This window comes from Psychrobacter sp. AT9, from assembly GCF_047272965.1.
GTDB lineage: Bacteria > Pseudomonadota > Gammaproteobacteria > Pseudomonadales > Moraxellaceae > Psychrobacter > Psychrobacter glaciei.
In genome coordinates this window covers 1-14,983 of record NZ_JBKOTW010000001.1, presented here as the reverse complement: position 1 = coordinate 14,983, position 14,983 = coordinate 1, and the positions used below count along the sequence as shown (strand labels likewise).

Genomic DNA, 14,983 nt, shown 5'->3' with positions numbered 1-14,983 from the left:
TCTCATGTCAGGGCTAAAACGCGTCTTAAGTCAGCTATTTTTTGTTTGCAAAGTTTAACTTATGGCAAGTAAATCATCATCACTTTGTTCAAATGACAACGCTTCAATAGCCCTAATCAACTTCGCTTCATTCTCAGTAATAGCTGTTTTAAACGCTTGATAACTGGCGACCTGTTGCGGAATCGCCAGCTTAAACTTATGAATACTACCACCGAAGCCATTTAAGACACCCATATTCAAAGCTAAATTATCATCTACCGTAGGTGCAATATAGCCTCCTATATTAGCTCGATATAAAAACAGATAAGATAGGATTTGATTGAGGTCATCACGACTAATGTGATTGTCTTTCATGCGCTTATATTTCGCGTCCAAAATAATGCGGTTATCTTTCACAAAATCAGGATAACGGCGCACGTTATTACCCGAAAACTTCTGTGCATAAACCTTGGTACCACCCTTTCGATTGTTACTGGTTGGATGTTTATAGCCGATATCACGCAGGAGCGTATTTAGATACTCCTCCCACAGCCACGCCCCGTCGAACAATATACCGTAAGCTTTATCGTCATTATGAGCGTATTTAAGACCGTCATGACGTAAGATTTGTAGGCAGATTTTTTGCAGACCAGTATATTCCGTAAAATAGGGATGAACGAAAGGTTTGCGGTTGGTATTAATGAAAGTGTGTCGGTCTCGCGCATGATATGACGGAGTGTGTTGGACAATCAAATTAACGAAATTAAGGGTTTCGCTATCGCTGTGCAGTACGTCTCGCAAGCTTGGTTTTTGTTTGATCAGTTCAATGGCATGACGAATAAGCTGGCTTATCGGATTATCAAAGCTGTGCTCTCGTACACGGTAGGCGATGTTACCTCGAAACGGTAAGTTTCGTTGCAGATGTGTTTTGATGTCAATAGCGCCTTTGAGATTGCTGTCGTTATAGGTTTTCTTTTGATACTCCTTGTACAAGCCTTGCGAGAGTGCTTTTTTCAGGAAATAAGGAAATAAATATACCAAAAAATCAAACACATTGGTTTGACTACGACTGTGCTTTAGATCAAAAAGATTAAAGCACAAGACCTTTTGTAGCATATAGTGCAAAAAGTAATCCTCATTACTAGCACCTCGATTATTCGCTTGTTCAACACTATTATCAACTTGATTAATAGCACCTTGAGCAAAACGCGATTGGATTTTTAATTGCGTACCTTGTACGCCAATAAAACCCATGATATTACCCGTTGCCAGCATTGTCTTAGAGTCACTAAAGGTTAGCTCAAAGATTGGGTCGCTGACTATATCGTCTTCATTGTCTTTGATACACTCAGGAAATATCAATAGCTCAGGATTTGCTTTTACCAGTTCACCAATACTTTTATTAGCAATAAGACTTAGATTATCTTTATCTCGCTGATGCGCTTCTGTCAGCTCCAAAGCTTTATTATCAGTCGTAACTAACATTAGCATCAACCAAGTCATAGGTATTTTTTAACAGAGCTAGCTGCTCATTGGCATCAGGGTAGCCACGCAGATATTCAAAAAGTAACGACTGTAAGTGATACGTCCAGAGCTTATCAAAATCACCGTCATAATTAGATAATTTTAGGAAATAGGCTGGTCCAACATGATAGGCATCGCTTAAGCCTTGTACAGATTCGATAGCACTATTTAAAGCAATGAGACGCTGCTCTGCTTCCTCTGACCACTCATCTATTTGCCCATCCCACATAGATAGACGGTCTGCTGATTTGATTTCTTTCCAAGCAAATCTGCGGCGCATTGCAAAATCAAACGACTCGACACTGCGATCAATATCGTTCATAGTGCCGATGATATAGACGTTATCTGGAATATAAAATCCTTCTTTAAAGACATCTTCTTCAGTTTGTAGATTGGCGTATTGAGTCGTGACTCTGCCACTCTCGCCCCGATAGCCAGGATCAATAGAGAAAAACAGCTCGCCTAATACTTTGGAGATTTCAGCGCGGTTGATTTCATCGAGTATAAGTATGAATTTTTTACCCTTGTCCTCAGTATTAGCCATTCTCAGATCATAACTTTCTTTGATATAATCGCATACTGGAATCAAATAAGGTTTCCAGGCTAAAGACTTACCTGTTTCTAAGTAAGTCTGTATCTTTTCTTTACTCAACGTCATAGGCTTTGGCGCTTCGGTATCAGCTTTAGCAATTATATAGCCATGTGGACTGACACTAATTTTGAAAGGGTTTTTCCGTATTCGCGTTTTTAAGTCTAGATTTTCTTCAGCAATGTCATCTATAAACTTTTGATAGACCTCATCAAAATTACTTAATTGTTGGTTATTTTGATATTTCAGTGCTTCTTTACAGAACTTCTTAAAGCTCCCATCTCGCAGCTCAAAGCCAACTTCTCCATCTTCATTTTGGATAGGTCTTAAGCCTTCGACAAAGTCAGTATAGTCATAGGAGGGATGAAACTGAATAAGTTTATGTTCTGCGCCCCATGCCTCAGCCAAGGTTTTAGCTAAATACGTTTTACCCGTTCCCGGTGCGCCCGTTAATATCAGATTTTTATTAGTAAGCAACAGCTCACTGATTTCTTGCATCAAAGTATTATTTATGGGTTGCTGAATGTTTTGAGCGCTTACTTGTTCATTCATGGTTAACTTATTGGCTAGGTTAAAAATATTTTTATAAGCATCAAACAAGTCACCTCTTAGATCATTTATGATACTGTAGTAATCTACCAATGACAGTTTTTGTCCATGATCTAACTCTATTATTCGACCAAATAAATAATGCTCATCTTCAACAGGGTTTTCAAAGTCCTCTTCATCCATATTTAACTTAAAACCTCTGTCAGCGAGCTTTGTTATCTCATCACTCTCCTTTAAAGCAGTAAAAGCATTCATATAAGGTTTGATATATTGTATGGGCGTCTTGTCATCTTTAAATCTGACATAAAGCGTATTAAAACCTAGACCATAACCAATTTTATTGTCTGATAAGTAAATATGGAACTGAACTTCAGTGCCAGCCCCTTCGTTAATTGCCCACTCTCTTTCTTCGCTATCATACTTAAACAATATTTTTGAGTTAGTGACTCTTTGATTACCTACTAGATCCTTTCGAGCCATCAGAAAGTGTTTTTTAAAATCGCCAACGTCTTTGTTTATAAGACCGACTAAATGGCTAATACTATCGATTTTTATAGCACTAGCATTGATATATTCTAATTCTTGCATTGCTTCAACCAACTCATCACGCAGCTTCCATTCAAATAAGTTACCCGCCACCTTCTTACCAAGCATTGTAACTAACCAATAAGTTTTGGCGCCCTCTTCTGTAGTTATTTCAAACCTACTTAAACGCTCTTGAACGCCTCTACTGAAACCAGTGATGAACCCACTGAGTGAAAAAGGAGACGTGTGGTATTTTTCAGCTACATATTTACAGGTGGCTTTATGTTCAGGCTCTAAAAAGAAAATACTCAAGGCAAATTTATAATTGTTAGTCATAAAACTATTATCTGATAATACTCTTAACCATTCTTTCTTAGTAACTTGCGACTCAGAATTATAATCATCACTTTTGACAACTATTTGCTCCATAATTTGTTCCTATAAGTTAACAATTTTTTATTATTTCTTTTACAACTAACGCCCCTTAAACTCAGCCTCACGTCTCTCAACCATCGCCATCACGCCTTCTTTTGCATCTTCTGAATGAAAGAGCGGTGGTAGATAACTATGAATATTGGCCAATGCCGTTGCTGCGCCATTGCGACTGGCATCTTGTGCTGATGACAATGCCCCTCTCACACCTAGCGGTGCTGCCTGACAGATCTCTTGCGCAAGCGTCAGTGCTCGCTCATATTCAGACCCATTTGCCACCACTTCACTGACTAGATTCAGCCTGTCAGCCGTTTGCGCATCGAATGCCTTACCCGTGAGTAGATACGGCATGGCTTTTTGCCAGCCTGCTGCTGCTACAAACCGTACCGTTGCACCACCAAATGGCATGATACCGCGCTGGACTTCCATTTGTGCAAAGTTGCAGTTATCACTAGCGATGACCACGTCACTATTGAGCATCAGCTCGATAGCCACAGTAAAGCACGTACCTTTTACTGCCACTACTACGGGCTTGGTACGCAATTTTCCGCTAATGCCCCACGGGTCGATTTGGTTATCGTCAAACTCAAACACACCGTCATTTAGCTTGTCTTGCAGCTCTACCAAATCCAGACCTGCGGTAAAATGATCTCCATGAGTAAATATAAGCGCACAGCGTAAATTATCATCATCTTCATAGCGAGTGAGCGCTTCAGATAATTGCGCAATCATATGACTGTCAAAGGCGTTGCGTTTATCGGCACGATTTAGCCCAATCAGGCAGATATGGCCGTCTGTTTCTTGGGTAATTCGATTGTCTGTGCGGTTATTATTTTCCATAGTCATGGTCTTGTCCTTTTTAGAATGCTAGTTTGCAGGGTTCACCCTATGCCAAATCAATATTGCTAAAGATTTATTCGACTTACTTTTAATATAGACATACGCCCTCTGCAACGCAAGCACCGTTTTCGCGTTGATGAATAGCTGACATCAATATTAGTTGACCTGATTTGCGATAAGTGCAACTATTATTCAAACTAAGACATGACTCAGAGTATTTTATGGAATTTTGGCACGGTTTTTTGCTGATCACTAGCGTCCATCTACTCGCTGCTGCCTCCCCAGGGCCTGATTTTGTCTTGGTATCACAGCAGACATTGGCAAAAGGTCGACGCACGGGTTTGATTTGTAGCCTTGGTATTACCTTGGGTCTTGCTGTACACATTATCTATTCGGTGCTGGGACTGGCAACAGTGATTGCCCATTCACAGCCGCTATTGACTGCTATTAAATGGTTGGGTGGTAGCTATCTGATTTATCTCGGATGGCAAGGTATTCAAGCCAAACCGAAAAAACCATTAGATTCAGCAGATTCAGAACATGTAGGCATTGACGTTTCACAAGTCGCGACTACCGAGCAAGCACAGCTGCTTTCTACCAAAAAACCTTCTATTGATAGCGACTCAACTTTCGCCATTCTGCGTCGTGGCTTTTTTTGCAATGTATTTAACCCAAAAGCGCCAGTGTATTTCGTGGCGATATTTACCTTAGTATTGTCACCTGACATACCGCTTTGGCAGTTAGCAATCTATGGCGTATGGATGATGGTCTTGCAGATGGCATGGTTTAGCACGGTGGTGATGTTACTTTCTATCCCTGCAATTCATCGCCGCTTTCAACGCTTTGAGCATTGGATAGACCGCGTCTTGGGTACAGCGATGATTGTATTGGGATTAAATCTTATCTTACGTAACCGATAAGACCTTCGTTACCTACGAAATCTGCTAAAATGGTGCATTATATTCAAACATCAAAGCCCGATACTATGACCAGTAAGCCTATGAACCGTCGCCCGACCGCCAACAATCACAGAAACAGATCGCCTGAGACTGCTAAAAAACTCGGTCAGCTACATCCGCGCAATCCGCACCAAGGTCGCTATGACTTTGCGGTATTGACCCGTGCCTTGCCAGAGCTTGCCAAGCATACGATTACCAATCCTAATGGCGAGCCAACGATTAACTTCTCTGATCATCAAGCGGTAAGAGTGCTTAATCAGGCGCTATTGGCACATTACTATGGCGTCAAGTTTTGGGACATCCCTGAAGGTTACTTGTGTCCACCGATTCCGGGACGCGCAGATTACATTCACTATGTTGCCGACTTACTTGCGCAAACCAGTCATGCAAATGACGATAACCTCCCGCCAACGGGCAAAGAAATCCACGCTTTAGATATCGGTACGGGTGCCAGCGCCATTTATCCGATTATCGGTAGTCAAAGCTATGGTTGGCGCTTTACCGCGAGCGATATCGACCCTATTTCGGTCAATACCGCAGCGTTGATTTGTGATGCCAATCCAAAGCTAAAAGGCGCGGTGAAAGTTAAACTACAACCTAACCCAAAAAAGTTTTTTGCAGGCATCATCGGTCGTCAAGATTACTTCGATGTGGTCGTTTGTAACCCTCCGTTCCATGCTTCATTAGAAGAGGCGATGGAATCCAATACCCGCAAGCAGCATAATTTGCAAAGACATCGTGGTAAGAACGAAAGCGAGCAAGTAAGCCGTAGCTCAACGAAATCTGGCAATGCCGCACAAAACCTAAACTTCGGCGGTCAGCATAAAGAGCTATGGAGTGAAGGCGGCGAGATTACCTTTTTAACCAAAATGATAAAAGAGAGCCAAGACTTTGCTGAGCATGTTGGCTGGTTTACTAGCTTGGTCTCAAAATCTGAAAATGTTAAGCCTTTACAACTATTGTTAAAGCAGCTCGATGTCACACAGATGCGCATTATTGAGATGAGCCAAGGGCAGAAAAACACCCGTATATTGGCATGGCGTTTTAACACTGATGAAGAGTAGCAGCTACCGTTTTTAATTCTTAAAGTTTCACGTGAAACAAAAAAGTACCGCTCTGGAACCCAGAGCGGTACTTTTTATTGAGAAAATAGGTTGGAATGAAATATAGTCAAAACATCCTAAAAGCGCGTCGGTATTGCTGATATCAATTTTTTGTAGCCTCTGTCTGCGTAGGCACAGCAAGCAAGAAAAATTGATATCAACAGTGCGTGATGTATCGATACTACTTTTCACTCACTATAGTTATTTAGCCAAAAAACATGATTTTTACACCAATTTAAATAAGCACTAAACCACCCAGTGCTTCGGCTTTATCCTCTAACCATGTGCCAGAGCGCCAGCCTAAATAAACACCGAACAGCCCGAATACGGCAGTTACTACGGCGATAATTAAACACGCTAACCAAGCATTCAACGCCAATAAGTTAAGCGTAAACCCTGCCGCCATGGCATCGATGCTGGTGGCAATTGCGAGCGTAAGCATAGTGCGATGATTGATACCGTTGTTTGCAGTATGAATGACTGCAGCTTCGTCACCAGCCGTATCAATATCATGGGCTTTTAGATGAAGCGCACTATCTACCGCATCTTCCCCATCGCCAGTAAACACCTCATACAGCATTTTTCCACCGAGACCGATCAGTATAATACCACCGATCCAGGGTGCAGCAGCAGCCAACCAACCTAGTAAAGCCGCACCTAATAAATAGCCGATAAGCGGCATAATACCCTGCGCAATACCAAAATATAAGCCCGCATAGACAGCTAAACGCAGCAAATATTGCTTGCTCTGTTTTTGCGACTTAGCACCCAGCCCAATCGCGACGGCAAATGCATCCATGGCTAGAGCAATAGCAAGTAGCACGACTTCAATCATTTTATTTTTTCACTTATGCTAATAATTTATAACTGGGACAGTTTAATGAAGGTTTATAGTCGTTTCAATTTAAAAAAACGACAATGCTGCTGAAATAAATTTTGCGAAGCCTCTAGAGTGCGAAGCGCACAGCGAGCGAGAAAATTTTATATCAGCAGGATATCATTTTTTATTAAGTTTCACGTGAAACAATCTTAACATTAAAAAACCACCGCCTTGGTTGCCAAAGCGGTGGTTTTTTAGTGAGTCACAATATTATGCTATTTAAATATCTAGGTTAGAGACTGTTAACGCATTCTCTTCGATAAAGATACGACGTGGCTCGACATGATCGCCCATTAGGCAGGTAAACATATGATCCGCCGCGATGGCATCTTCGATAGTAACACGTAGCATACGACGGTTTTCAGGGTCCATCGTCGTATCCCACAGCTGATCGGCGTTCATCTCCCCTAGCCCTTTGTAGCGCTGGATGGCTAGACCACGACGCGCATCAAGCATCATCTGCTGCCAGAGATAATCAAAGTCACGGACTGGGATGTCTTTGCTAGCACCTGTAGTATTCTCGCGGCGGATAAACGCGCTATCCTCAAGCAAAGTGTTCCATTCCGCCGATAAGCGTAACAACTTGGTATATTCGCCTGAATTAATAAAGCTTGCATCTAGCAGATAATGATGAGCCAATTGATGCACATAAACCGTGATGCGAGGTAACCATTGTGCTTTAGCCGATAACGCTTCACCGTCAGAAGTGTCGCCATCTTCAGCTGCTACGGCAGGTTTCATACCCAATAAATCTGCAGCGGCTGCATCCATATTTTTCGGTTGCGGCGCATGAATATTAATCAATTCAATCTCAGGGCTCAGATCACTACCGAAGTGCTCAAGCTGAGTTTGCATAGTTTCTTGCCACCCTTGCATAGCAGACTTATCGTAAGTCATGTCGGTGCTAAGCTTCGGCGTATGCGTTAAAGCATCCAAAATCACCGCTGGAAAACGAATTTGCAAACGGGCTTTAATCAGCTGCGTTTGGTTATAATCATTCAATAGCGTCTCTAACGCTTGCCCAGTAATCGCAGGTGCATCTTCACTGATGTGTAGCTTGGTATTATCAATTGTAGATGACAGTAGGTACGCTTTAAGCGCTTCATCATCTTTTAGATACAGCTCTTGACGACCTTTTTTTACTTTATATAGTGGTGGCTGAGCGATATAAATATAACCACGCTCGATCAACTCTGGCGTTTGACGGAAGAAGAAGGTCAACAGCAAGGTACGAATGTGCGAGCCGTCAACGTCGGCATCGGTCATGATGATGATTTTATGATAGCGTACTTTATCAGGATTATATTCATCAGGGCCGATACCACAGCCAAGCGCGGTAATTAGATTACCCACTTCCGCAGACGATAGCATTTTGTCAAAACGCGCACGCTCAACGTTTAGAATTTTACCCTTTAATGGCAAAATCGCTTGGGTCTTACGGCTACGACCTTGCTTCGCTGAACCACCTGCAGAGTCACCCTCCACGATATAAAGTTCCGAAAGCGCTGGATCTTTTTCTTGGCAATCGGCCAACTTACCAGGCAAACCTGCGATATCCAAAGTAGTCTTACGACGCGTCATTTCACGCGCTTTACGAGCTGCGTCACGAGCGCGTGCCGCATCGATGATTTTATTCGCAATGGCTTTACTAGCCGTTGGATTTTCTAACAAAAAATCGTTGAATTTGTCATGCATCGCCGATTCAACAGCAGACTTTACTTCGCTTGAGACCAGCTTATCTTTGGTTTGACTAGAGAATTTTGGATCAGGCACTTTAACCGAGACAATCGCCGTTAGTCCTTCACGCGCATCGTCGCCCGTCGCTGTTACCTTCTCTTTTTTAAATAAGTTTTCACGATCCATATAACTGTTGAGACAGCGGGTCAATGCCGAACGAAAGCCTGATAAATGCGTACCACCATCGCGCTGCGGGATGTTGTTGGTAAAGCACAATACTTTTTCGTTATAAGTATCAGTCCATTGCAAGGCCACTTCGACACTGATGCCGTCATCTTGCTCACTATCAAAATGGAAGACTTCGTTGACGCCATCTTTGCCCGCATTGATATAGCTGACAAACTCGGACAATCCGCCTTTATGTTCAAACTCATGACGCTTATCGATACGCTCATCGGTCAAGACGATGCGTACACCTGAGTTCAAAAACGACAGCTCACGTAAACGCTTGGCTAAAATATCATATTCGAAGATAGTGCCAGTAAATACGTCGTTACTAGGGTAAAAGCGGATTTGAGTACCGGTTTTATCAGTTGCTTCCATTTGCTGAATGTCAGCATCAGGCACGCCATCGGTATAAGTCTGATGGTAGTGATAGCCTTCACGCCAGATATTCATTTCCAGCTTTTTAGATAAGGCGTTAACGACCGAAACGCCGACACCATGCAGACCGCCTGAGACTTTATAGCTGTTATCATCGAACTTACCGCCTGCATGCAGGACAGTCATAATAACCTGCGCCGCTGACACACCCTCTTCTGGATGGATATCGACAGGGACACCGCGACCATTATCCATGACACTGACCGATTCATCTTCGTGAATGACGATATCGATCTGATCACAATGACCGGCCAACGCTTCATCGATAGAGTTATCCACTACCTCAAAGACCATATGATGCAAGCCAGTACCGTCATCGGTATCACCGATATACATCCCAGGACGCACGCGCACGGCTTCTAGACCGCGTAAGACACGGATATCTTTGGAGCTATAATCAGAAGGTAAACTCTCAGGAACGGCGGCAGGGACAATCGTGTCAACGACAGTATCTGAAACTGTAGCATCTGAAACTGTCGTATCGGCTGTCAATTGCTCGTAATCGGTAGGTAATGAATCACTCATGTGCATTCCTTAATCTAGCCATCATCAGCCCATCACGGGCGCACCATTACGGTGACGCCTCACGATGTTATCTTAGACTTAACGTTTTATGGTCAAAGTCTTTCATGCGTATTAGTAGCTAAATAGCGTTAGCTACAACTTTGTGGCGTGTCTTTAAAGACATAAAATTAGCGCTCAGTTTTTTAATACTAGCTTCTGTTTTTTTGAACATTATTGAAGCCAAGTAAAATAAATAAAACGCATGTTTATCAGCCACTTAGAATTTTATAGATAATAAAAAAACTCTATATCACGCCATAAGATAACTTGCTGAGAATAGGACAAAAATAAAGCCCCATTTTAGCATTTTTTCCCTTCTAAGTCACTGTTTACTGGCAGTTTTATCACTATTCGTCAAGTATTTTAGGATAGTGAAAATTATGTTGGAGTAAAGGTGGAATTTATAGGTCAAATGCAGAGTTGACGACAAAGCAAGGAGGCAATAATGTAAAAAACAATTGCTATTGGTCAGATGAGATTTGACCTTGTTTCACATGAAACATATTAGGTTCTGACCAGAATTTATTGACTAGCGGCACGATATCCTCGGTCAAACTGGTCATAAATACCTGACAAGGCAGCTGTGCTAGCGTTGACAATAAAATCTCAATCGCCCTATCATCCAGCTCTGCGGTGATATCGTCTAACAGTACCACGGGTATCACTCGTGATTCAAAATCATTATTAGAGGTATCAGCACCTTTTTCAGTATTAAGTAGCAGCGGCAACTGTGATAAGCGCAATGCGGTGATCAATAGTTTCTTTTCACCACGCGACAACACATTTGCGGCCTGTTCTTTTAGAACGGGTAATTTCGTGTGCATATCGCCTTCTATTGTCGTGCTTTTAGCTTCCTGCCCTTCATGCATTGCTAGCGGCTCGCTAGAGCGCCAATGGACATGAATATCGGCACGGTGGTTACCGATACGGGTATAGCCCAGCTGCAAATCCTGCTCTAAGCGTTCATTAAGCTGCACATCGAGCGCAACATTGGTGTCGTAACCGGCGCTATAGCTCAAGCTTAATTGCTCCGCATAAGTAGGCAATAACTGAGCAATGCTTTGAGCAAAGTAAGGCTGCCATTCACTAAATATTCGTTCTCGATAGTGGTGGATAAGTGCGGCATGATTGCTCAGACCTTTGTCCCATGCTTTTAGCTCAGCGAGTTGAACTTGGGTCAAATGACGCGATTTTTTTAGCAAACTATTGCGCTGTTTTAACAGGCGTTGATAAGCCACCCACTGCGGATGAAAGCCTTGTTTCATGTGAAACACCAACCAATCTAACAGCTGCCGACGACTGGCACTGCCCTGCTCTAACATGTCCATCGTAGAGGGATCTATCAATAGTGTGGGGAGCTGTTCGGTTAAGATGCTTTGATTGTAGACCGTGGTTTGATTAAGACGTAGTATCGTCGTCGCATCGGCTTGCTTTTGAATCGCTAAAGTACTGCTATCACTGAGCTTAGCATGTACCGTCGCGTTGTCTTGATGATGCTGAATATAGCGTTTGGGCTGATGATGACGAAAGCTCTTACCTCTTGATAACAAGAATATCGCTTCTAATAGCGAGGTTTTGCCACTACCATTCGCGCCGATAATGACGTTGCAAGCAGTGGCAGGTAGAGTGACTTGGCTGAGGTTACGTAGGTGTGAGATTTGTAGACGTTCAATCATAATGTCGACAGCCGCCTATTTTCGCCACCTACATTTTAGCAGGCAAAAGTTTAATTAATTAAAGATTTTTCGAGGTTGCAGATGTTAGTTTTGAATGTAAAAACGGTCTTTAAAACCATGCTATAAAGATAACGATACCGTCTAACAGGACAAGTGCCACGGTCTAACTGTACAGCTTTCTACAAAACTAAAAACACTATATACGCATTGGCATAATGACATATTGATGGAATTCATCATTCAGCTGATTCACTAGCACTGAGGCGTTAGATTGGCTCATATGCATTTGCAGATCCCCTTGGATGACACCTAGCACATCTTGCAGATAGGCGGCATTAAAGGACAGCTCCATAGGCTCCCCTTGATACTTAGCTTGTATCATCTCAACTGCTTCATCTTGCTCAGCGTTATTGGCACGTACTTCTACCATACCGTCGCTGGCGAAATTAAACACCACGCCACGTGATTTTTCGTTACTCAAAATAGCGACACGGCGTAGCACATCCGTCATTTTCTCTTGATTAAATAAAGCCAATTTATCGGTATTGCTTGGCATGACACGGCGATAGTCAGGGAACTTACCGTCGATCAGACGCGCGGTAAAGGTAACCATTAGATTATCACTCACCTGCCCTGCACTATCCACCTCACCGAATGGCAAGCTTACTTGCAAAAACTCGCGACCGAAACTTAGCGTTACTGCGTTATCTTGATCACCTAGCATTTTACCAAGCTCAGAGGCCAAACGCTCAAGCTCAATCACCGCTTTGCGCGGCAGGATGGCTTGCATATTCAAATCTGCACTGACATCAATGACGCTACGCGCCAATGCCAGTCTATGTCCGTCAGTCGCAACGGTGGTTAGCTGCTGCTGTGAAACATCGAACAGCATACCGGTTAAATAATAACGGACATCTTGAATCGCCATGGCAAACTGAGTTTTATGAATCAAATCAGTAAGACGGCTACGGCTGATGGTCAACGGTGTGATGTTTTCAGGATTGCCCAAGCTTGGATAATCTTCGCTAGGCAATGTACCCAAGGTAAAACGGCTCTTACCACTGGTCAGCAAGCAGCGCTCGTTCTCTTGCGTGGCAAGACTGACTTGTGCTTGTGCTGGTAAAGATTTGCAGATATCTCTCAGCTTGGTCGCAGGTAAAGTGGTTGTACCTGCTTCCACGCAAGCACCAGCAGGCAATTTCAACGTCGATGTCAGCTCTACCTCTAAATCAGAAGCAGTCAAAATAAGCGCTGACTCAGACAACTGTAGCTTGATATTACCCAAGATAACCATATTGTGGCGTTTGTCAGCGGCTTTGGCGATCAGGTTAATAGCTTTTAGTAACGACTCTCGATTAATCGATAATTGCATGCTTGGTTACTCTTATTTGAATGATTCTTTTTATATAAATGTAAAATAATGACTCAATAATACCTTGTCTACTGACGATAATCCATAAGGTATCTGTCTGTTGACACTCGCAATATTATAAACCATATCAGCCGACTAAAATATAGTGTAACCACAGCCCAAAAATAGTGCAGCCACACCCTAAATTTAGCGACTGCATACGCCTTTAACCTGCTTGTAACATCAGCGCAAGTGTCTTGTAATCCTTATCGAACGCAGGATCGGCGGCGCGCAGCTCATTAACTTTATCACAAGCATGCATCACCGTCGTATGATCTCGGCCTCCAAAGGACTGTCCAATCTCCGGAAAGCTATCGCTGGTCAATTCACGTGATAATGCCATGGCTATTTGGCGTGGTCTAGCAATACTACGCGTGCGCTTACGGCCCATCATATCCTTGATAGTCACATCATAGTACTCAGCGACCACTTTACGAATATTATCCATATTCACGGCTTGGACACGCATTGCGACAATATCTTTCAACGCATATTGCACCATTTCGAGAGTAATCTGTGCACCCGTCAAATTGGCATTAGCAAATACTTGATTTAGAGCACCTTCTAAACGCCGAACATTTGAAACCACATTTTGAGCGATGAATAGTGCGCATTCTTTAGGCAGTGTCATGCCATGTGATGCCGCTTTTTTCTGTAATATTTGTACTCGTGTATCAATCTCAGGCGGATCAACAGCCACCGTCAAACCCCAAGAAAAACGGGATCTAAAACGTTCATCAAACTCTGTCATTTGCGAGGGATGACGATCTGATGCCAAAATCAGTTGCTTGTCACCACTAGTAAAATCCGCAAATAACGTTAAAAACTCATTACTACTTTTAGTCTTTCCTGCTAAGACATGAATATCATCTACAATCAATAAATCTACTTTTTTTATTTTCTTTTTAAAATCTTCTATTTTATTATTTCTTAATGAATAAACCAATTGATTAATAAATTTTTCAGAAGTGAAATAATAAAAACTTTGATTATTTTTTAAATAGCGATGTGCTACTGAATGCATTAAATGCGTTTTTCCCAATCCTGAAGGGCCATATATAAATAAAGGATTATGACGGTTTTTTGACTGGCGTTTACCAAGCTCATAACAAGCTTTATACGCCAGATTATTAGACTTACCAGTAACAAAAGTCTCAAAGGTAAAGTCAGGGTTCAGATAGCTCAAAGATTTGGCATCAGCAGAGTCTGCTAAGGCAGCGTGACGCATGTTGGCATCGATATCTGCACGCGCATTATTCTGATGTATAGATTCAAATTTGTGTTCGGCAGGGGTAGGGGAGGGTTTGTCCTCTTCAAATAGCGAACCTGATTGTGACTGATTATTTTCGTCTGACTCTCGACCCGCATTGTCGACCCGCACGATAACTTCTTCGATAACACCTTGACTGTGCTTAGCCACCAGTTGCTGGATATCTTGCAGATGGTTTTTTTTGATATACGTCACAAAATAATCGTTAGGCGCAAGAATGATCAGCGTTTGTGCTTCTTGATGAGCTGATAAAGGTCTTAACCACATAGTAAATACATTATCTTTGACGTTATAACGTAGGTCGTTTAGACATTTATCCCAAATAGTTGCTGTATCTATCAT

General features: G+C 42.4%; 10 protein-coding genes. 2 read left to right on the top strand and 8 right to left on the bottom strand.

Features of this window, described 5'->3' with window-relative positions; genetic code table 11:
* Positions 1–54: 54 nt before the first annotated feature.
* The 3 genes from ACMFL8_RS00050 to ACMFL8_RS00040 are packed head-to-tail and all read right to left on the bottom strand — an operon-like array spanning position 55 to position 4,444.
* Positions 55–1,464, bottom strand: coding sequence for an McrC family protein (locus ACMFL8_RS00050; RefSeq protein WP_413189735.1), 1,410 nt, complete (start codon positions 1,462–1,464; stop codon positions 55–57).
* Positions 1,448–3,595 (bottom strand): McrB family protein, encoded by a 2,148-nt coding sequence (locus ACMFL8_RS00045; protein WP_413189734.1) that lies wholly within the window; start codon positions 3,593–3,595, stop codon positions 1,448–1,450. Before ACMFL8_RS00045 ends, ACMFL8_RS00050 begins: the two co-directional genes overlap by 17 nt.
* 45 nt (positions 3,596–3,640) lie before the next feature.
* On the bottom strand, positions 3,641–4,444 hold the full coding sequence (locus ACMFL8_RS00040) for a crotonase/enoyl-CoA hydratase family protein (RefSeq protein ID WP_413189733.1): 804 nt from the start codon (positions 4,442–4,444) through the stop codon (positions 3,641–3,643).
* Positions 4,445–4,659: 215 nt separating this feature from the next.
* On the opposite strand from ACMFL8_RS00040, the gene ACMFL8_RS00035 reads away from it, so the two are divergent.
* Together ACMFL8_RS00035 and rlmF are read left to right on the top strand one after the other, a co-directional pair.
* Positions 4,660–5,358: a LysE family translocator gene (locus tag ACMFL8_RS00035; protein ID WP_413189732.1), complete on the top strand. Its 699-nt coding sequence runs from the start codon at positions 4,660–4,662 to the stop codon at positions 5,356–5,358.
* Between the two features lie 65 nt (positions 5,359–5,423).
* A complete protein-coding gene (gene rlmF / locus ACMFL8_RS00030) occupies positions 5,424–6,461 on the top strand; it encodes a 23S rRNA (adenine(1618)-N(6))-methyltransferase RlmF (RefSeq protein ID WP_413189731.1) in 1,038 nt (345 codons plus the stop codon).
* A 274-nt stretch (positions 6,462–6,735) separates the two neighbouring features.
* On the opposite strand, the gene ACMFL8_RS00025 is transcribed toward rlmF, so the two are convergent.
* The 5 genes from ACMFL8_RS00025 to dnaA form a co-directional block, all read right to left on the bottom strand.
* A complete protein-coding gene (locus tag ACMFL8_RS00025; RefSeq protein ID WP_413189730.1) occupies positions 6,736–7,335 on the bottom strand; it encodes a manganese efflux pump MntP family protein in 600 nt (199 codons plus the stop codon).
* A 264-nt stretch (positions 7,336–7,599) separates the two neighbouring features.
* Positions 7,600–10,245 carry a DNA topoisomerase (ATP-hydrolyzing) subunit B gene (gyrB, locus tag ACMFL8_RS00020; RefSeq protein ID WP_227669968.1) on the bottom strand — a complete coding sequence of 882 codons (2,646 nt, stop codon included), beginning with the start codon at positions 10,243–10,245 and terminating at the stop codon, positions 7,600–7,602.
* 500 nt (positions 10,246–10,745) lie between these two features.
* Entirely contained in the window at positions 10,746–11,960 is a 1,215-nt protein-coding gene (gene recF, locus ACMFL8_RS00015) for a DNA replication/repair protein RecF (protein ID WP_194620526.1), read from the bottom strand.
* Positions 11,961–12,156: 196 nt separating this feature from the next.
* Positions 12,157–13,332, bottom strand: a complete 1,176-nt coding sequence (gene dnaN, locus ACMFL8_RS00010; protein WP_010197155.1) for a DNA polymerase III subunit beta — start codon at positions 13,330–13,332, stop codon at positions 12,157–12,159.
* A 205-nt stretch (positions 13,333–13,537) separates the two neighbouring features.
* Positions 13,538–14,983, bottom strand: a 1,446-nt coding sequence (gene dnaA, locus ACMFL8_RS00005) for a chromosomal replication initiator protein DnaA (protein ID WP_413189729.1), incomplete at its 5' end; no start/stop codon positions are given.

Excerpts from the sequence above, each read along its gene's own strand:
- ACMFL8_RS00050 (WP_413189735.1), bottom strand. The coding sequence starts at position 1,464 with ATGTTAGTTACGACTGATAATAAAGCTTTGGAGCTGACAGAAGCGCAT.
- ACMFL8_RS00045 (WP_413189734.1), bottom strand. The coding sequence starts at position 3,595 with ATGGAGCAAATAGTTGTCAAAAGTGATGATTATAATTCTGAGTCGCAA.
- ACMFL8_RS00040 (WP_413189733.1), bottom strand. The coding sequence starts at position 4,444 with ATGACTATGGAAAATAATAACCGCACAGACAATCGAATTACCCAAGAA.
- ACMFL8_RS00035 (WP_413189732.1), top strand. The coding sequence starts at position 4,660 with ATGGAATTTTGGCACGGTTTTTTGCTGATCACTAGCGTCCATCTACTC.
- rlmF (WP_413189731.1), top strand. The coding sequence starts at position 5,424 with ATGACCAGTAAGCCTATGAACCGTCGCCCGACCGCCAACAATCACAGA.
- ACMFL8_RS00025 (WP_413189730.1), bottom strand. The coding sequence starts at position 7,335 with ATGATTGAAGTCGTGCTACTTGCTATTGCTCTAGCCATGGATGCATTT.
- gyrB (WP_227669968.1), bottom strand. The coding sequence starts at position 10,245 with ATGAGTGATTCATTACCTACCGATTACGAGCAATTGACAGCCGATACG.
- recF (WP_194620526.1), bottom strand. The coding sequence starts at position 11,960 with ATGATTGAACGTCTACAAATCTCACACCTACGTAACCTCAGCCAAGTC.
- dnaN (WP_010197155.1), bottom strand. The coding sequence starts at position 13,332 with ATGCAATTATCGATTAATCGAGAGTCGTTACTAAAAGCTATTAACCTG.